This is a genomic window from Streptomyces cyaneofuscatus, assembly GCF_000718135.1.
In the GTDB taxonomy this organism is placed as follows: domain Bacteria; phylum Actinomycetota; class Actinomycetes; order Streptomycetales; family Streptomycetaceae; genus Streptomyces; species Streptomyces cyaneofuscatus.
Map to the genome: position 1 here is coordinate 146,952 of NZ_JOEM01000009.1, position 17,612 is coordinate 164,563.

General features: G+C 70.8%; 16 protein-coding genes and 1 riboswitch. Of the genes, 11 read left to right on the forward strand and 5 right to left on the reverse strand.

Features of this window, described 5'->3' with window-relative positions:
* The first annotated feature begins 51 nt into the window (after nt 1-51).
* Together cdgB and IF17_RS0117140 are read left to right on the forward strand one after the other, a co-directional pair.
* Nucleotides 52-1,707: a diguanylate cyclase CdgB gene (cdgB, locus tag IF17_RS0117135; RefSeq protein ID WP_030566829.1), complete on the forward strand. Its 1,656-nt coding sequence runs from the start codon at nt 52-54 to the stop codon at nt 1,705-1,707.
* Between the two features lie 143 nt (nt 1,708-1,850).
* On the forward strand, nt 1,851-2,843 hold the full coding sequence (locus tag IF17_RS0117140; RefSeq protein WP_030566831.1) for a CBM35 domain-containing protein: 993 nt from the start codon (nt 1,851-1,853) through the stop codon (nt 2,841-2,843).
* Between the two features lie 76 nt (nt 2,844-2,919).
* On the opposite strand, the gene IF17_RS0117145 is transcribed toward IF17_RS0117140, so the two are convergent.
* The 3 genes from IF17_RS0117145 to IF17_RS0117155 form a co-directional block, all read right to left on the reverse strand.
* Nucleotides 2,920-3,846, reverse strand: a complete 927-nt coding sequence (locus tag IF17_RS0117145) for a 1-phosphofructokinase family hexose kinase (protein WP_030566832.1) — start codon at nt 3,844-3,846, stop codon at nt 2,920-2,922.
* A gap of 157 nt (nt 3,847-4,003) precedes the next feature.
* A complete protein-coding gene (gene nagA / locus IF17_RS0117150) occupies nt 4,004-5,161 on the reverse strand; it encodes an N-acetylglucosamine-6-phosphate deacetylase (RefSeq protein WP_030566833.1) in 1,158 nt (385 codons plus the stop codon).
* Nucleotides 5,161-6,054: an ROK family protein gene (locus tag IF17_RS0117155; protein WP_244890512.1), complete on the reverse strand. Its 894-nt coding sequence runs from the start codon at nt 6,052-6,054 to the stop codon at nt 5,161-5,163. Before IF17_RS0117155 ends, nagA begins: the two co-directional genes overlap by 1 nt.
* Before the next feature lie 434 nt (nt 6,055-6,488).
* Between IF17_RS0117155 and IF17_RS0117160 the strand changes: the two genes are divergently transcribed.
* The 3 genes from IF17_RS0117160 (at nt 6,489) to otsB (ending at nt 9,137) form a co-directional block, all read left to right on the forward strand.
* Nucleotides 6,489-7,766, forward strand: coding sequence for an ABC transporter substrate-binding protein (locus IF17_RS0117160; protein WP_030566835.1), 1,278 nt, complete (start codon nt 6,489-6,491; stop codon nt 7,764-7,766).
* Between the two features lie 53 nt (nt 7,767-7,819).
* Entirely contained in the window at nt 7,820-8,080 is a 261-nt protein-coding gene (locus IF17_RS0117165; RefSeq protein ID WP_030566838.1) for a DUF3263 domain-containing protein, read from the forward strand.
* Nucleotides 8,081-8,279: 199 nt separating this feature from the next.
* Entirely contained in the window at nt 8,280-9,137 is an 858-nt protein-coding gene (gene otsB, locus IF17_RS0117170) for a trehalose-phosphatase (RefSeq protein WP_030566840.1), read from the forward strand.
* Nucleotides 9,138-9,144: 7 nt separating this feature from the next.
* Here the strand turns inward: otsB and IF17_RS0117175 are convergent, their stop codons facing one another.
* Together IF17_RS0117175 and IF17_RS0117180 are read right to left on the reverse strand one after the other, a co-directional pair.
* The gene (locus tag IF17_RS0117175) at nt 9,145-10,545 is read right to left on the reverse strand and encodes an alpha,alpha-trehalose-phosphate synthase (UDP-forming) (RefSeq protein WP_030566841.1); all 1,401 of its coding nucleotides are present in this window, start codon (nt 10,543-10,545) and stop codon (nt 9,145-9,147) included.
* A gap of 92 nt (nt 10,546-10,637) precedes the next feature.
* Nucleotides 10,638-11,588 (reverse strand): glucosyl-3-phosphoglycerate synthase, encoded by a 951-nt coding sequence (locus tag IF17_RS0117180; protein ID WP_030566843.1) that lies wholly within the window; start codon nt 11,586-11,588, stop codon nt 10,638-10,640.
* Nucleotides 11,589-11,764: 176 nt separating this feature from the next.
* Nucleotides 11,765-11,892: riboswitch (SAM riboswitch) on the forward strand.
* Nucleotides 11,893-11,910: 18 nt separating this feature from the next.
* Between IF17_RS0117180 and thrC the strand changes: the two genes are divergently transcribed.
* From thrC to IF17_RS1000000138560, 6 genes are all read left to right on the forward strand, one after another.
* Nucleotides 11,911-13,206, forward strand: a complete 1,296-nt coding sequence (gene thrC / locus IF17_RS0117185) for a threonine synthase (protein WP_030566845.1) — start codon at nt 11,911-11,913, stop codon at nt 13,204-13,206.
* Between the two features lie 53 nt (nt 13,207-13,259).
* Nucleotides 13,260-13,538 carry a MoaD/ThiS family protein gene (locus IF17_RS0117190; RefSeq protein ID WP_018511018.1) on the forward strand — a complete coding sequence of 93 codons (279 nt, stop codon included), beginning with the start codon at nt 13,260-13,262 and terminating at the stop codon, nt 13,536-13,538.
* A gap of 441 nt (nt 13,539-13,979) precedes the next feature.
* Nucleotides 13,980-14,186, forward strand: a complete 207-nt coding sequence (locus tag IF17_RS0117195; RefSeq protein ID WP_003967346.1) for a cold-shock protein — start codon at nt 13,980-13,982, stop codon at nt 14,184-14,186.
* A gap of 375 nt (nt 14,187-14,561) precedes the next feature.
* Nucleotides 14,562-16,184 carry a chaperonin GroEL gene (gene groL / locus IF17_RS0117200; RefSeq protein ID WP_030566847.1) on the forward strand — a complete coding sequence of 541 codons (1,623 nt, stop codon included), beginning with the start codon at nt 14,562-14,564 and terminating at the stop codon, nt 16,182-16,184.
* Between the two features lie 222 nt (nt 16,185-16,406).
* On the forward strand, nt 16,407-16,871 hold the full coding sequence (locus IF17_RS0117205) for a hypothetical protein (RefSeq protein WP_244890507.1): 465 nt from the start codon (nt 16,407-16,409) through the stop codon (nt 16,869-16,871).
* A gap of 570 nt (nt 16,872-17,441) precedes the next feature.
* A complete protein-coding gene (locus IF17_RS1000000138560; protein WP_018511015.1) occupies nt 17,442-17,564 on the forward strand; it encodes a keywimysin-related RiPP in 123 nt (40 codons plus the stop codon).
* Nucleotides 17,565-17,612: the final 48 nt, after the last annotated feature.

The following is a 17,612-nucleotide window of genomic DNA, read 5'->3' on the forward strand; positions in this document are numbered from 1 at the left end:
ACGTCGATATGAAACCTGGAGTTGCTGTCGAGGTCTCGGGGAGTGCGAGCGATGGAGGCCGAGTCGGAACCCTACGTCCGCCTTGCGACCATGCGGCAGCTGCACCAGGCCGTCGCCGATCTCAACACGGCGCGGAGTCTGGCGGACACGCTGCAGACCGTGGCGGACGGCATCGTCACCGGTCTCGGATACGAGCTGGGCTGCGTCAATCTGGTGCGGCCCGACGGTGATCTCGTCATCGCCGCCTTCGCGGGCAACGCCGCCGCCGAGGCCCTGATCACCGGCCGCGTCGGCTCCCGCGCCTCCTGGGACCGCCGGCTGACCATGGGCGAGGCCTGGGACCAGCTGCGGTTCATCCCGCACACCGAGGGCTGGGTCCTGCTCGACGACGACGTACCGCAGTGGCACACCGAGGGCCCCGAGCCGCGCTTCGAGGACGAGTGGCACCCGCTGGACCGGCTGTACGCCCCGATGTACGCCTCCGGGGGCGGACGGGACCTCCTCGGGGTCATATCCGTCGACCGGCCGCGCAACGGGCGCCGCCCCGGCGCGTGGGGGCGCGAGGCGCTCCAGATGTACGCCTCCCAGGCCGCCATCGCGATCAGCAACGCCCGCCTGCGGGCCAACATGCAGCGCGCGCTGGTCCGGCTGGAGCGCGAACAGCAGGCGCTGCGGGCCAGCGAGGAGTCCTTCCGCCAGGCCTTCGAGTACGCGCCCAGCGGGATGGCCATCGCCGAGATGGGCGGCGACCAGCACGGCCGGCTGCTGCGCACCAACGACGCCCTGTGCCGGCTGCTCGGCCGCCCGGCCTCCGTGCTGCGCCGGTACTCCTTCGCCGACCTGGTCCACCCCGAGGACATCGGCACCCTGCTGCGGACCTCGGCCGAAGGCGGCCGGGCCGAGCTGCGGCTCGCGCGGCGGGACGGCACGTACCTCTGGGTCTCCCTGCGCAACTCGGTGGTCGCCGACACCGCCGACGGGCCGCGCTTCCTCCTCACCCACGTCGAGGACATAGAGGAACGCAAGCGCCACGAGCTGAACCTCGCCCACCGCGCCTCGCACGACGCCCTGACCGGGCTGCCCAACAGCGCCGAGCTGAAGTCCCGCCTCAGCGCCCGGATCTGCGAGCGGCCGAACTCCCCGGCCGCGACCGCGATCGAGGCGCTGGACGCGGCGTACGGGGACGTCGAGTCGTCCCTCACCCACGGCTACCAGGCCGACGGGTACGAGGGGGAGGCCGTGCCCGGCGGCGGGCTCTACGACCACCATGTGCACACGCTCGCCCCCGACGCGGAGCACGACGACGGCACGAAGGGGCTCGCGGTCCTTTTCTGCGACCTCGACGGCTTCAAGTCCATCAACGACCGCTTCGGCCACCACACGGGTGACGCGGTGCTCATAGAGGTCGCGCGGCGGCTGTCGACCTGCGTCCGGGACGGCGACACGGTCGCGCGGCTCGGAGGTGACGAATTCGTCGTTCTCGCGGACGGCCTCGGGGCGGCGGACGCCGCTGACCTGGCCGTACGTCTGAGAAATGCCATCATTCCGCCCATAAGGGTCGATGGGCGCGCCGTCCGGGTCGGGGCGAGCTTCGGCATCGGCTGGGCCGAGTGCGGGATGAGCGTGGAAGAGGTCCTGCGCTCCGCCGACCAGCGGATGTACGTCGAGAAGCGGTCGCGGTCCAAGGTTCACCGCCGGGCCGGCTGACGTTCACGGACGCTTGTCCCCCCTACCCCGTACCCGTTCCCGCGAACCCGCCCGCCGGATGATCGCAATTCGGGCTGTGCTCCGTTCGAGGTAGGCTCGGCCGGTCGGCGACGGCTGGCGAGATGGTGAGGAGTGACCCAGGGATGACGGCCGGAAACAACGGCGCGAGCAAGCCCGAGGACGACGATCCGTTCGGCTACCTGTACGCGGACGGACAAGCGGCAGGCGCCCAGCCGCCCGGTCAGGGCGGCTACGGCTACCCGGGTCCGGCCGCGCAGCCGGGCGTGCCCAGGACGTCGTACAACCAGGTGCGGACGGTCGGTGAGCGCCAGTACGGGCAGCACCAGGTGCCGCCGCAGCAGGGGTACGGCTACCCGCCCCAGCAGGCTTACGGCCAGCCCGCGCAGCAGTACAACGCGCCGAACCCGCAGTACGCGGCCCCCGAGACCTACCCGGGCGGCGCGACCACCGCGCAGCACGGTTCGGTGCCCGGCGGCGGCGGTTCCGGCGGCCGGGGCGGCCCGAACACCAAGGCGCTGCTGATCGCGGCGGTCGCCGTGGTCGCAGTCGTCCTCATCGGCATCGGCGCCGCGCTGCTCTCGGGCAGCGACGGCGACAAGGACAAGAAGAACGAGGCCGTGTCCACGGAGGGCCCCGCCGACAAGGTCGAGGAGACCGGCAAGCCGGAGAAGAAGCCCGAGGACACCCCGAAGCCGGTCGAGCTCCCGAAGCAGGACGCGGCGACGCTGACGCTGGGCGGGCCCGCCACGGTGGACCGCTCGATCGAAGGGGCCGAGGGGGTGAACGGTACGTACGTCACCGGCTTCAACCAGGTCGGCTCCTCCGTGACCTGGCGGGCGGACATGAAGAGCGAGGGTTCGTACCGCCTCTCCGTGCGCTACGCCGTCCCGGCCAAGGACGCCAACGCCACGCTGACGGTCAACGGAAAGACGAACAGCCAGCCGATCGGTCTGAAGAACTTCATCAAGTCCTCCGACCCGGCCTGGGAGAAGAACTGGCAGACCACCTGGGCGCCGGTCGACCTCAAGAAGGGCGAGAACGAGATCAAGATCTCGTGCGAGGACGGCAACCAGTGTGACGTGCTGCTCGACTGGCTGGAAGTCACCCCGGGCTGAGGCCTTCGGCCCCGATGTCCGGTGAACGGCCCGTCGACTTCCTCGGCGGGCCGTTCCGGTTGTTCCGTGTCGCTGATCAGGCCGCTTCGCCCGAGCTCCGTACGCTCACCCGCGGCAGCAGCTCCGCATAAGCCGCCGTGTCGAACTCGCCCGCCGCCGGGGCCAGGACCGTCGCCGTCGACAGGGCCACCGCCCGCGCCAGCCGGGCGGGCCAGTCGAGCCCCTCGGCCAGGGCGGAGAGCAGGCCGGCCACCGCGGAGTCGCCCGCTCCGGTCGGGTTGCCGCGGACGGGGGCCGGCGGGGCGGCGCGCCAGGTGCCCTCCGGGGTGTCGGCGAGGATGCCCTCGGGGCCCAGGGAGGCGATCACCGCGTGGGCGCCGCGCCGGCGGGCGTCGCGGGCGGCGCGGAGCGGTTCGCGGAAGCCGGTGAGCTGGGCCAGCTCGTCCGCGTTCGGCTTGACCAGGTCGGGGCGGGCGGCGATGCCCCGGCGCAGGGGTTCGCCGCTGGTGTCCAGGAGCACGGGTACGGAGGCGGCGCGGGCGATCCGGACCAGCTCCGCGTAGGCGCCCACGTGGACGCCCGGCGGCAGCGAGCCGCAGAGCGCGACCGCGTCGGCGGCGCCGATGAGCTCCTCGTACGTCCGCAGGAAGGCGGCCCATTCGGCGGCGCTCACCTGCGGTCCCGGCTCGTTGAGCTGGGTGGTGTCGCCGGTCGAGCGGTCGATGATCGCCAGGGTGCGGCGGGTGTTCCCGGCTACGGGGACCAGGGCGTCGCGGGGCGGGAGCGGGGCGAGCAGGCCGCGCAGGACGTCTCCGGTCGCGCCGCCGACGAAGCCGGTGACCACGGTGTCGTGGCCCAGCGCGCCCAGCACCCGGGCGACGTTCAGTCCCTTGCCGCCGGGGCGTTCGGTGACATCGCAGACGCGGTGGCTGGTGTGCGGGACGAGCGCGTCGACGGCGTACGTCACGTCGAGCGCGGTGTTCAGAGTGACGGTCAGGATCACCTGGTCCGGCACCTCCCTCGATCCGTCGGTCCGTCCGCCCGTGCTGGTGCTTGCGGGCCTGGTGATCATGTCAAAGGGAGGGCGGTCGGGCCCAGTCCCGGGGCCCGACCGCCATCTCTTCGTTACGTGCTCACCCCGCGCTCACCGGGAGAGGGCCTCAGGCCGTCTTGGGTTCGATGATCCACTCGCCCTTGCGCATGACGCCCGCCAGAACGAAGTCGTCGTCGAGCACCACCAGGTCCGCGTCCTTGCCCGGCTCCAGCGATCCGACCCGGTCGTCCACGCCGAGGAGGCGGGCGGGGTTGGCGGAGATGGACCGTACGACGTCCTCCACCGGAATCCGGTCGATGGTGACGGCCCGGCGGAACGCGGTGTCCAGGGTGAGGGTGGAGCCCGCGATGGAGCCGCCCTCCACCAGCCGGGCGACGCCGTCGCGGACCTCGACGGCGAGCGGGCCCAGGTCGTACAGCCCGTCGCCGAAGCCGGCCGCGTCCATCGCGTCGGTGATCAGCGCGACCCGGCCGGCGCCCTTGTGGCGGTAGGCCAGCTCCAGGGTCGCCGGGTGCAGATGCGTACCGTCGTTGATCAGCTCGACGGTGATCCGGTCGTCCTCCAGGAGGGCGGCGATCGGACCGGGCTCGCGGTGGGCCAGCGGGGGCATCGCGTTGAACAGGTGCGTGGCGACGGTGGCGCCCGCGTCGATCGCCTCGACGGTCTGCTCGTACGTCGCGTCGGTGTGGCCGATCGCGGCGATCACCCCGAGGTCGGCGAGCAGCCGTACGGAGTCGAGCCCGCCGGGCAGCTCGGTGGCCAGGGTCACCATCCGGGCGGCACCGCGCGCGGCGTCGACCAGCTTGCGGACCTCGGCCGGGTCCGGGTAGCGCAGCAGCTGCTCGCTGTGGGCGCCCTTGCGGCAGGGCGAGATGAAGGGGCCCTCGAAGTGGATCCCGGCCAGGTCGCCCTGTTCCACCAGCTCGGAGAGGATGCCGGCGCGCCGGGCGAGGAAGTCCATCTCGCCGGTGACCGTGGAGGCGACCAGCGTGGTGGTGCCGTGCTCGCGGTGCGTACGGATGCCGTGGAGGACCTCGTCCACGGTGCCGGAGGTGAAGGAGGCCCCGCCGCCGCCGTGGTTGTGCATGTCCACGAAGCCGGGGACCACCCAGTGGCCGGGCAGGTCGATGACCCGGGCGTCCTCGGGGGCGGAGTCCGCGATCCGGGTGGACTCGACGGTCACCCGGCCGTCCTCCACGGTCCCGGTGGGAAGGACCACCCGGGCGCCCGCGAGGACGGTGCTGTCTGCTGCGCGTCCGGCCATCAGGCGGAAACCTCCGTGGAGAGTAGATCCCAGGCGAGCAGCCCCGCGCCCAGGCATCCGGCGGTGTCCCCGAGGGCCGCCGGGACGATGTGGGGCAGCTTCTGGAACGTGACGCGTTCCTCGACGGCCGCACGCAGTGGTGTGAACAAGGTTTCCCCGGCCTCGGCGAGACCGCCACCGATGATGAGCGTGCTGGGGTCCAGCAGGGTGAGCGCGGTGACGAGCCCGGCGGCGAGCGCGTCGACCGCGTCCCGCCAGACCGCGATCGCCGCCGGGTCGCCCGACTCGACGGCCTTGGCGCAGTCCGCGGCGTCCGCCTCGGGGTCGCCGGAGGCGGCGGCCCAGGCCCGGGTCACCGCGGAGGCGGAGGCCAGGGTCTCCAGACAGCCGCGCTGGCCGCAGCCGCACTCCGGTCCTTCGGGGCGGACCACGATGTGGCCGATCTCGCCCGCGTACCCGTGGGCGCCCGCCTCGATCTGCCCCGCGATGCCGATGGCCCCGGCGATCCCGGTGCCCAGCGGCACGAACAGGAAGCGGTCCGCGCCCCGGCCCGCCCCGATGCGGCCCTCGGCGAGCCCTCCGGTGCGGACGTCGTGGCCGAGGGCGACCGGGATCCCGCCGAGGCGCTGGCCGAGCAGGGCCCGCATCGGTACGTCGCGCCAGCCCAGGTTGGCGGCGTAGACCGCGATCCCCTTCTCGGCGTCGACGATGCCGGGCACGGCGACGCCCGCCGCGACGGCGCTCTCGCCGAAGTGCTCCTGGCCGTGGGCGCGCAGATCCGCGGCGAACGCGAGGATCGTCTCGACGACCGCGTCGGCCCCGCGCTTCCGGCCGGTGGCCCGCCGCGCCTCATGGAGCAGCGTGCCGTCGGTTCCGACCAGCGCGGCCTTCATTCCGGTGCCGCCCACATCGAGGGCGATGACATGTCTCACGGGAGACAGTTTCGCCCGCCGACCCCTAAAAGGTCTAGTCCACTAGCGCGGTTTGTTGCGCACCCATACAAAATGATGAACGAGTGAAGGCGGACCGTTTTCTGCCGGAAAGCCACGAAATGGGCATGAGCAACAGGGTCTGCCTGGGGCAATGGTCTGGACCAAGATACGGGTTCGGGGCCCCGACTGCCAGACCACGTAAGCCAGTTGTGGGCCCCGGGGTCCGTATACGTTGCCGAAGCGATACGCCGGTGGTGTAGACCTCCCCTCCGCCGTGGGGGAAAATCGCAGTTCATCCGGACGGTGGCAGGACGGGTGGCGGCGCCGTGGCCGACCGATCAGAGGTCCGTACGGTGACGTTGCGCCACCGCCCGTGACCAGATGGATCAACGAGGATGGGCGAGGCTGTGCAGCGGCGCTTTACGGTTCTGACCGCGGTGGTGGCCGCGCTGGGTATGACGGCAACGTTGTCGGCCTGCGGGGGTGACAGCGGCACGGGCGACGTCACCCTCACGCTGGTCGCCGCCGACTACGGCAACAGTGCGGCCAACAGCTCCGAGAAGTACTGGAGCGGTGTCGCGGCGGGCTTCGAGAAGAAGCACCCGGGCATCAAGGTCGACGTCAACGTCTACTCCTGGAAGGACGTCGACCGCAAGGTCGCCGAGATGGTGAAGGCGGGCAAGGCCCCCGACATCGCCCAGATCGGCGCCTACGCGGACTACGCCAAGGACGGCAAGCTCTACAGCGCCGACCAGATGCTCTCCATCCGCACCCAGGCGAACTTCCTGCCCACCCTCACCGACGCGGGCAAGGTCGACGGCACGCTGTACGGGCTCCCGTTCGTCGCCAGCACCCGGCTGCTCTTCTACAACGAGAAGCTCTTCGGCCAGGCGGGCCTGGACGCCCCCGAGACCTGGGACGACATCCAGAAGGACGCCACCGCGCTCAAGGCGAAGGGCGTCAAGTACCCCTTCGCCCTGCCGCTCGGCCAGGAGGAGTCCCAGGCGGAGACCCTGATGTGGCTGCTCAGCAACAGCGGCGGTTACGTCGACGACGTCGGCCTCTACGACATCGACTCGGCCCAGAACATCGCCACGTTCAGCTGGCTGCGGGACAACCTCGTCGGCAAGGGCCTCACCGGCCCCGTCGCGCCGGGCAAGCTGGACCGCGCGAAGGCCTTCGAGGCGTTCACCAAGGGCGAGGTCGGCATGCTCAACGGCCACCCCACGCTGATGGAGGAGGCCGAGGCCAAGGGCGTCAAGGTCGGCATGGTGCCGCTGCCCGGCGCCGAGGGGCCGACCAAGGGCTCGATGGGCGTCGCCGACTGGATGATGGGCTTCAAGCAGAACGGCAACCGGAAGGCGATCGGCGAGTTCTTCGACTACGCCTACTCCGACGAGAACGTGCTCGCCTTCGCCGACGAGTACGACCTGCTCCCGGTGACCGGCAGCGCGTCCGCCGAGATGGAGACCGACACCAAGCACGCGAAGCTCCGCGAGTTCCTGGCGGCGCTGCCCAACTCCCAGCTGCCCCCCTTCGGCAAGACGTCCTGGGCGACGGTGAGCGAGTCGATCAAGACGAACATCGGCGAGGCGGTGGCGCCCGGCGGGAGCCCGGAGCGGGTGCTCGGGTCGATAGCGGCGGAGGCGGCGAAGGCGGAGAGCGCGGAGTAGCGGCGGGCGCGGTGGGAGCGGGCGGTGTCGGCGGGCGCGGTTAGGTTGGTTGTATGACCGCGCCTGACGCCGAGCCCACGCCTTCCCCCTCGGGGCTGTCCGACCGTGACCGTGCTCTGCTCGCGCTGGAGCGGAGGTCCTGGGCGGGGCCCGGGGCGAAGGAGCGGGTGATCCGGGAGGAGCTGGGTATCTCGCCGGTCCGCTACTTCCAGCTCCTCAACGCGCTGATCGAGGATGAGCGGGCGCTGCGGGAGGATCCGGTGACGGTGAACCGGCTGCGCCGGCTGAAGGCGGCGCGGCGGGAGCGCCGCTGACGGCCCACGTCGGGGGCGCTGCCCCCGGACCCCCGCTCCTCAATCGCCGGAGGGGCTTGATTTCGCCGCCCCGGCTTCTGTCTGCGGGCGATGCGGCGAAGCATTTTCACCCCCTCCGGCGATTGAGGAGCGGGGGTCGGGGCGGAGCCCCGGTCGGGCCCGGGCCCCGTAGCCCGCCGCACCCCGCTAGGCTCACCCCATGGGCAGCCACTCCGTACAGCCGCCGATCCCGACCCCGACCACCCCGGCCGGCCGCGAGGGCCTGGAGGCCATCCTCGCCCGGCCGGACCGCGCGGTCATCGCCCTCGACTTCGACGGCACGCTCGCCGACATCGTCCCGGACCCCGAACGCGCCCGCGCCCACCCCGGCGCCGTCGAGGCGCTCGCCGCACTCGCGCCGAAGGTCGCCTCCGTCGCCGTGATCACCGGCCGCCCCGCAGGCGTCGCCGTCCGCTACGGCGGCTTCGCGGGCGTCCCCGGCCTCGACCACCTCGTGGTCCTCGGCCACTACGGCGCCGAGCGCTGGGACGCCGCCACCGGCACCGTGAACGCCCCCGCCCCGCACCCCGGAGTCGCCGCCGTGCGGGCCGAACTCCCCGGCGTACTGCACGAGTTCGACTCCTGGCACGGCACCTGGATCGAGGAGAAGGGCCAGGCCGTCGCCGTCCACACCCGCCGCGCCGAGGACCCGCAGGCGGCCTTCGAGACCCTGCGCGGCCCCCTCGGCGAGCTGGCCGCCCGCCACGGGCTGATCCTCGAACCGGGGCGCCAGGTCCTGGAGTTGCGTCCGCCGGGCATGGACAAGGGCGTCGCCCTGGCCACGTACGTCACCGAGGTCGACGCGGAGTCCGTCCTGTACGCGGGCGACGATCTCGGGGACCTCGCCGCCTTCGCCACGGTGGAGAAGCTGCGCGGCGCCGGCCCGGACGGCATCCCGGGGCTGCTGGTGTGCAGCGGCAGCGCCGAGGTGCCCGAACTGGCCGAGCGCGCGGACCTGTTGGTCCCGGGCCCGGCCGCCGTGGTGGACTTCCTGGCGGCCCTGGCGGACCGCCTCTAAGCGCCCCTCACTCCTGCCGCAGCGCGTCCAACTGGTCCAGGAACCACTGCTGCGGCGGGAGCGCCGTCGCCGCCTCCGCCAGCCGCTTCGTGCGCCCGGTCCGCTCCTCGGCGCTCATCGACAGGGCCTCGTGCAGCGCCTCCGCCGTGCCCACCACGTCGTACGGGTTCACCACGATCGCGTCCTCGCCCAGCTCCTCGTACGCCCCCGCCTCCCGCGACAGCACCAGCGCGCAGCCGTGGTCGGAGACGACGGGGACCTCCTTGGCGACCAGGTTCATGCCGTCGCGGATCGGGTTGACCAGCGCCACGTCCGCCAGCCGGTACGCGGCGAGCGAGCGGGCGAAGTCGTCGTTCACATGGAGCAGGACCGGCGTCCAGCTCTCCGTGCCGTACGCCCCGTTGATCTCGGTGGCGAGGGTCTGCACCGCCGCCGTGTAGTCCCGGTAGACCGCGAGGTCCTGGCGCGAGGGGTAGGCGAAGGCGACATGGACCACGCGCTCGCGCCACTCGGGGTGGGCGTCCAGCAGGGCGCGGTACGCGTGCAGGCCGCGCACGATGTTCTTGGACAGTTCCGTACGGTCCACCCGGACGATCGTCTTCCGGCCCTCGCCCACCTGCTCCCGCAGCGCCTCCATGCGCTCGTCGACGTCCGCCTCCTGCGAGCGCCGCCGCAGGAAGTCCGCGTCCGCCCCGAGCCCGTGCACCCCGATCCTGGTCCGGCCCGTCCCGCCGAGGATCTCCGTACAGCAGCCGATGAACGCGTCCGCCCACCGCCGGGTCAGGAACGCGGCCCGGTCGGCACCCAGGATGCCGCGGAGCAGCTGCTCACCGATGTCGTCGGGGAGCAGCCGGAAGTAGTCCACCGGCGCCCACGGGGTGTGCGAGAAGTGGCCGATCCGCAGGTCCGGGCGCAGCTCGCGGAGCATGCCGGGGACCAGGGCCAGGTGGTAGTCCTGGACCAGGACCGCCGCCCCTTCCCCCGCCTCCTCCGCGAGCGCCTGGGCGAAGGCCCGGTTGTACGTCTCGTACGAGGCCCACTGGCGCCGGAACTCCGCGTCGAAGACCGGCTCCACGGGAGTTTGGTAGAGCAGGTGGTGGACGAACCACAGCACCGAGTTCGCGATGCCGTTGTACGCGTCGGCGTGGACCTCGGCGTCGATGTCCAGCATCCGTACGCCCGGCTCACCGACCCCGCGCCGCACCGCCTCCCGGTCGCCGTCGCCGAGGGCCGCGCAGACCCACAGCTTGTCGTCGACGGCGCTCAGCCCGGAGACGAGCCCGCCCCCGCCGCGCTTGGCGTCGAGCGTCCCGTCCTCGCCGAGCGTGTACGTGATCGGGCCGCGGTTGGACGCGACGAGGACCTGGGCGGTGGACGGGGCGGCGGGTTCGGCATGCTCAGTGACCATGTAGCGGAACCTAGCCCGTAAGGGAAGCCGCCAAACGCGCGTCCGGAGGACCGGCCACCGACATCACACCGCCGACCACGCCCGCGTACGCCTCACGCCGCCCACCGCTCCACGTACTCCTCGATCTCCCGCATCGGCGGCCGCTCCTCCGTGTCCACCACATGGGTGCGCGGCACGAACCCCTCCTCGCCCCGCTCGAACTGCGTCAGCGCCGGCCGCACCAGATGGCCCCGGGAGAGCCGCAGCTGCGCCGTGCGGTAGATCGCCGCCGCCATCCGGCCCAGCGCCTGCCCGTCCTGGTGGCGGTGGCGCCGCACCCCCACATCCACCTGGCCCAGCGCGTCCAGACCCACGGTGTGCAGCGCGTCGACGAGCAGCCCCAGCTCCACTCCGTAACCGACCGGGAACGGCAGCCGCTCCAGCAGCGAGCGCCGCACCGCGTACTCGCCGCCCAGCGGTTGCACGAAGCCGGCCAGCTGCGGCCAGTGCAGATTGAGCAGGGGGCGTGCCACCAGTTCGGTGACGCGGCCGCCCTGACCTGCGCTGTCGCCTAGCGGGCGGTCGTACATCGCCTTGACGAACTGCACGGCGGGATCGGTGAGCAGCGGCCCGACCGTCCCCGAGACGAAGTCCGCGGAGAAGTCCTTCAGGTCGGCGTCGACGAAGCAGACGATCTCACCGCTGGTGACCAGGAGCGACCGCCAGAGCACCTCGCCCTTGCCGGGCAGGGCCGGGATCCGGGGCAGGATCGCGTCCCGGTGGACCACCCGGGCGCCCGCCGCGCGGGCGACGGCGGCGGTGGCGTCGGTGGAGCCGGAGTCGATCACGACCAGCTCGTCGACCAGCCGGACCTTCTCCATCAGCTCCCGCCGGATCGTCGCCACGATCGCCCCGACCGTGGCCTCCTCGTTGAGCGCGGGCAGCACCACACTCACCGACGTACGGTGAGGGTCGGCGGCCCGGGCGTCGGTGAGCCGGTTCAGCGGGCGGTCGGCGGACGACCAGGAACGCCTGGTCAGCCAGCGTTCCACCTCTTCGAGCACGGTCGGGACTCCTTGTGTGTGAGCTTGCGTGTGAGCGGTATGTGATCCATCTCGCCGTTCGGACGACTATCTCAACAGTCCGGTCCTTCGGTTACAGTCTTGAACAACGCGGATGACCGTCGCATGTCGGGGTCCGTCGTCACACAAACGCCTGGATCGAAGATCCAGTGCCACAGAGCTCATCCAGAGGGACTGAGGGAACGGCCCGTTGAAGTCCCGGCAACCCTCCTACCGACCGCGAGGTCACGGTGGGGAAGGTGCCAATTCCGTCTTGTGGCGAAATGCGCTGCAAGGAAGATGAGGAGAAAGGGCCTCCGCCATCATGGCTGTTCAGACCATCGCAGGTAATGCCACCACCGCCTCCGTGGACCTCGGTCCCGCCGTGGCGCTTTCCTGCCGCGAGTGCGGCGAGCGTTTCGAGCTCGGCCCCCTTTTCGCCTGTGCGTCCTGTTTCGGACCCCTGGAAGTCGCGTACGACCTGCCCACCGGCGCCCCCGAGGAACTGCGCAAGCGCATCGAGGCCGGCCCGAACAACATCTGGCGCTACGCCCCGCTGCTGCCGGTTCCGGCCGATGTCGCGGAGAAGCCCAATATCAACCCCGGTTTCACCAAGCTGGTCAAGGCCGACAACCTCGCCCGTGAGCTGGGCGTCACCGGCGGTCTGTACGTCAAGGACGACTCCGGCAACCCGACGCACTCCTTCAAGGACCGCGTCGTCGCGATCGCCGTCGAGGCCGCCCGCGCCTTCGGTTTCACCACCCTCTCCTGCTCCTCCACGGGCAACCTGGCCGGTGCCGTCGGCGCCGCCGCCGCCCGCGCCGGACTGCGCTCGTGCGTCTTCATCCCGCACGACCTGGAGCAGGGCAAGGTCGTCATGGCCGCGGTGTACGGCGGTGAGCTGGTCGGCATCGAGGGCAACTACGACGACGTCAACCGCTTCTGCTCCGAGCTCATCGGCGACCCGCTCGGCGAGGGCTGGGGCTTCGTCAACGTCAACCTGCGCCCGTACTACGGCGAGGGCTCCAAGACCCTGGCGTACGAGATCTGCGAGCAGCTCGGCTGGCGGCTGCCCGACCAGATCGTCATCCCGATCGCGTCCGGCTCCCAGCTGACGAAGATCGACAAGGGGTTCCAGGAGCTGATCAAGCTCGGCCTGGTCGAGGACAAGCCGTACAAGATCTTCGGCGCCCAGGCCGAGGGCTGCTCCCCGGTCTCCGCCGCCTTCAAGGCCGGCCACGACGTGGTCCGTCCCCAGAAGCCGAACACCATCGCCAAGTCCCTGGCCATCGGCAACCCGGCGGACGGCCCGTACGTCCTCGACATCGCCCGCCGCACGGGCGGCGCGGTGGAGGACGTGAACGACGAGCAGGTCGTCGACGCGATCAAGCTGCTGGCGCGCACCGAGGGCATCTTCGGCGAGACGGCGGGCGGCGTGACGCTCGGCGTGACGCGGAAGCTGATCGAGGCCGGCGTCATCGACCCGGCGCTCACCACCGTCGTCCTGAACACCGGTGACGGGCTCAAGACGCTCGACGCGGTCTCCGCGACCTCGCAGGCGACGGCGACCATCAAGCCGAGCCTGGACGCGTTCCGCGCCGCGGGCCTCGCCTCCGCCTGACCACTCCGATCGCCCCGATCGCCCCGACCGCAGAAGCCAGAAAGGCGTCCGCCATGAGCGTCAAGGTCCGCATCCCCACCATCCTCCGCACGTACACGGGCGGCCAGGCCGAGGTCACGGCGGAGGGCGCGAAGCTCTCCGAGGTCATCGACTCCCTGGAGAAGGACCACCCGGGCATCGCCGCCCGTGTCCTGGACGACCAGGGCAAGCTGCGCCGCTTCGTCAACGTGTACGTCAACGACGACGACGTGCGCTTCGAGGGCGGGCTCGACGCCGCCACGCCCGACGGAGCCGGCATCTCGATCATCCCGGCCGTGGCCGGCGGCTGCTGATCCGACGGCCCCCGGCTGAACCGCCGACCGCCCTCAGCTGAACAACAGTTGCCCCCTCCGCCACACAGAGCGGAGGGGGCAATTCTGCATGGTTGAGCACGGTAGAGTTGGGGAAGCCCCCTTCGCTGCGTGTGCCGCCCGCATATGAGAATGCGCCCGGCCCCGATAAGAAGCAGCCAAAGTACGTGAACCCCTTGAGGCATAAGTGGCCTTTGCCTGGCCCGACTTGCCCGTAAATTTCAGCAATCCCGCATATTCGGGCGTTCGCCTGTGCCCAGAATTCTCGTCCGATTGACCTGTTGCAGAGGGCAGTTGGGCGGATACATTCGGCCGCGGTCGACGCGCTGCGGCGCCGCGCACCCTCTCCTGTCGGAGGGTGAGTTCCGACCCGGGGCCGCGAAGTGCGGTCCCGTGCAAGGGCCAGTTATAGGGGAGTTAGGCATGGCTCAGGGCACCGTCAAGTGGTTCAACGCGGAGAAGGGGTACGGCTTCATCGCGGTCGACGGTGGTGCGGATGTTTTCGTCCACTACAGCGCGATCCAGATGGACGGGTACCGCACCCTCGAAGAGGGTCAGCGAGTTGAATTCGAGATCTCGCAGGGCCAGAAGGGGCCCCAGGCCGACATGGTCAAGCTCGCCGTCGGCTGAGCTCGGCGCGGCCGTCCGGCATCACCACTACTCACGCACGCAGGGCCCGACCCCGGAGTGATCCAGGGGATCGGGCCCTTCGTGCGCGCCGGACCGTACGGCGGGCCCCGGCTCGAGTCACGGCGGGCCCTGGCCCGAGTCATGGAGCGCCCCGGCGCGAGTCGTGGCGGACCTTGGCCTGAGTCGCTTGCACTCTCGGGGGTCGAGTGCTAATCATTGGCGTTAGCACTCTCCAGGTGAGAGTGACAGAAACTTGGACCGGGCCGGTGAGGCCCGCAGGCGCGGTGGGGCAAGGAACCACCACGCACGCAGGCCGTCCGTCGCGGGCGCCTCTCGGTCCGGAGAATCCACCCCTGTCCGGGAGGACCACTTCACATGGCCAAGATCATCGCGTTCGACGAGGAGGCACGGCGCGGTCTCGAGCGCGGGATGAACCAGCTCGCCGACGCCGTCAAGGTCACCCTCGGCCCCAAGGGCCGTAACGTCGTCCTCGAGAAGAAGTGGGGCGCGCCCACGATCACCAACGATGGTGTTTCCATCGCCAAGGAGATCGAGCTCGAGGACCCGTACGAGAAGATCGGTGCGGAGCTGGTCAAGGAGGTCGCCAAGAAGACGGACGACGTCGCCGGCGACGGTACGACCACCGCCACCGTTCTCGCCCAGGCTCTCGTCCGCGAGGGTCTGCGCAACGTCGCCGCAGGCGCCAACCCGATGGCCCTCAAGCGGGGCATCGAGAAGGCCGTCGAGGCCGTCTCCGCCGCTCTGCTGGAGCAGGCCAAGGACGTGGAGACCAAGGAGCAGATCGCTTCGACCGCCTCCATCTCCGCCGCCGACACCGAGATCGGCGCCAAGATCGCCGAGGCGATGGACAAGGTCGGCAAGGAAGGCGTCATCACCGTCGAGGAGTCCCAGACCTTCGGTCTGGAGCTCGAGCTCACCGAGGGTATGCGCTTCGACAAGGGCTACATCTCGGCCTACTTCGCGACCGACATGGAGCGTATGGAGGCGTCGCTCGACGACCCGTACATCCTGATCGTCAACTCGAAGATCGCCAGCGTCAAGGACCTGATCCCGCTGCTGGAGAAGGTCATGCAGTCGGGCAAGCCCCTGCTGATCATCGCCGAGGACGTCGAGGGCGAGGCGCTCTCCACCCTGGTCGTCAACAAGATCAAGGGCACGTTCAAGTCCGTCGCCGTCAAGGCCCCGGGCTTCGGCGACCGCCGCAAGGCCATGCTCGCGGACATCGCCATCCTCACCGGTGGCACCGTGATCTCCGAGGAGGTCGGTCTCAAGCTGGAGAACGCCGGCCTGGACCTGCTCGGCCGCGCCCGCAAGGTCGTCATCACCAAGGACGAGACCACGATCGTCGACGGTGCCGGTGACAGCGAGCAGGTGCAGGGTCGCGTCAAGCAGATCCGCGCCGAGATCGAGAACTCCGACTCGGACTACGACCGCGAGAAGCTCCAGGAGCGCCTCGCGAAGCTGGCCGGCGGCGTGGCCGTCATCAAGGCCGGCGCCGCCACCGAGGTGGAGCTCAAGGAGCGCAAGCACCGCATCGAGGACGCGGTGCGCAACGCCAAGGCCGCCGTCGAGGAGGGCATCGTCGCCGGTGGTGGCGTGGCTCTGCTCCAGGCCTCGGCCGTCTTCGACAAGCTCGACCTCACGGGCGACGAGGCGACCGGCGCCAACGCCGTGAAGCTCGCGCTGGAGGCCCCGCTCAAGCAGATCGCCGTCAACGGTGGTCTCGAGGGTGGCGTCGTCGTCGAGAAGGTCCGCAACCTGCCGATCGGTCACGGCCTCAACGCCGCGACCGGCGAGTACGTGGACATGATCGCCGAGGGCATCATCGACCCGGCGAAGGTCACGCGCTCCGCTCTGCAGAACGCCGCCTCCATCGCCGCGCTGTTCCTCACCACCGAGGCCGTCATCGCCGACAAGCCCGAGAAGGCCGGCGCGGCCGCCCCGGGTGGCATGCCGGGCGGTGACATGGACTTCTGATCGGGTCCTTCCGACCGGTCGAAGCTCCACGCACGTCTCGCAGGACGTCCCACAGGGGCGGCATCTCCTTCACGGGAGGTGCCGCCCCTGTGGCGTGTCCGGGGGGTGCTGGGACACTGCGGGAGCGGTCGGTGTGTCTCTTACGGGTACGGGGACGGGGCGGGCATGAGCGTGAGTGCTGCGGGGAGAAGGGGCGGAGGACGGCTCAAGGGGACCTCGCTCGTGGTGGGTGGGGCCGTGCTGTTCGCGGCGGGGCTGTTCATCGTGGCGACCGGAACGGGCCTCTCCGGCCTCCTCGGCATGCGGGTGGAGACATTCGGCCGGATCGACTGCCAGGACACGCGTACGGAGAAGGGGCAGACGGTCTGGCACTGCTTCGGCGAGACCCCCGCGCAGCAGCGCGCCAACGAGGCGGAGCGCAAGCGGGTCGCCGATGGGGCTCTGCGCGTCCATGTGGACGGCATGCCGGAGCCGGCCCGGATCGGACGCACCCGGATCCTCTTCGCGGACCACGACGGCAGGAACGACCCCGGACCGGTCACCGCGACGCAGGTGACCGAACGCGGACGGTGGTTCGCCCACTCGTCGACGGTCGTCGGCTACGGCATGATCCCGCTGCTGCTGGGCGCCGGAACGGCGGCCTGGGGCGGCTACCGGATGCGCGAAGCGGGGCGACGGAGCCGCTGAGGGGCGCCGAGGGGCGCCGAGGGGCGCCGAGGGGCCGCTGATCGGCGCCGAGAGGCCCTGATGGACCCGAACGAGCGGTCGGGCATGGCCGAATGGCTACTTGCCGTGTCCGAGCCGGTACGGCAACACGTGTTCGACCGGTTTCGGTGATGTCGGTGGCGCGCCGGTCGCCGGTGGGGTAGCGCCGCCGTGGGTGCTGCCGGAGGCCGCGCACCGCTGGTTCGCCCCTCGCGCCGCGCGCGGTTCGATCTCTTGGCAGCTCACCGCCCGGGCCGGTCGCCGCGTACAGCCATTGGTCCAGTCCACTGCTCCTGTGTGCCGCATCGGTGTGCGACTGCACATGCCGACCGGTCGGTGCCCTGTGGTACGGCCGAGGGCTGCGGCGCCCGCCTTCTTCGCTTGCGCTATCCGGCCAACTTCACCCGGTGGCCCGGAATCACGCGTACCGGCCCGGCGGCGGGACATGATGGCCCTGGTGTTCACCTGGTGAACACCTGTCGCATGAATAACTCCAGTTATGCGGACGTCAGTTGGGCATAACGGTCGTCAACCGCACAGAAGGAAGGTGTCATGAAGCAGCAGAAGAAGGCTTACGTGAAGCCGTCGCTGTTCAAGCAGGGCGACTTTTCGAAGAAGACCGCCGGTTACTTCTACGGCTCGTACAAGGAGTACTGGGTCCGGCGCATCATCTGATCCGCCGACCGGCTCCCTGTGCACGGTGTGAGAACTTCCGAAAGGTGA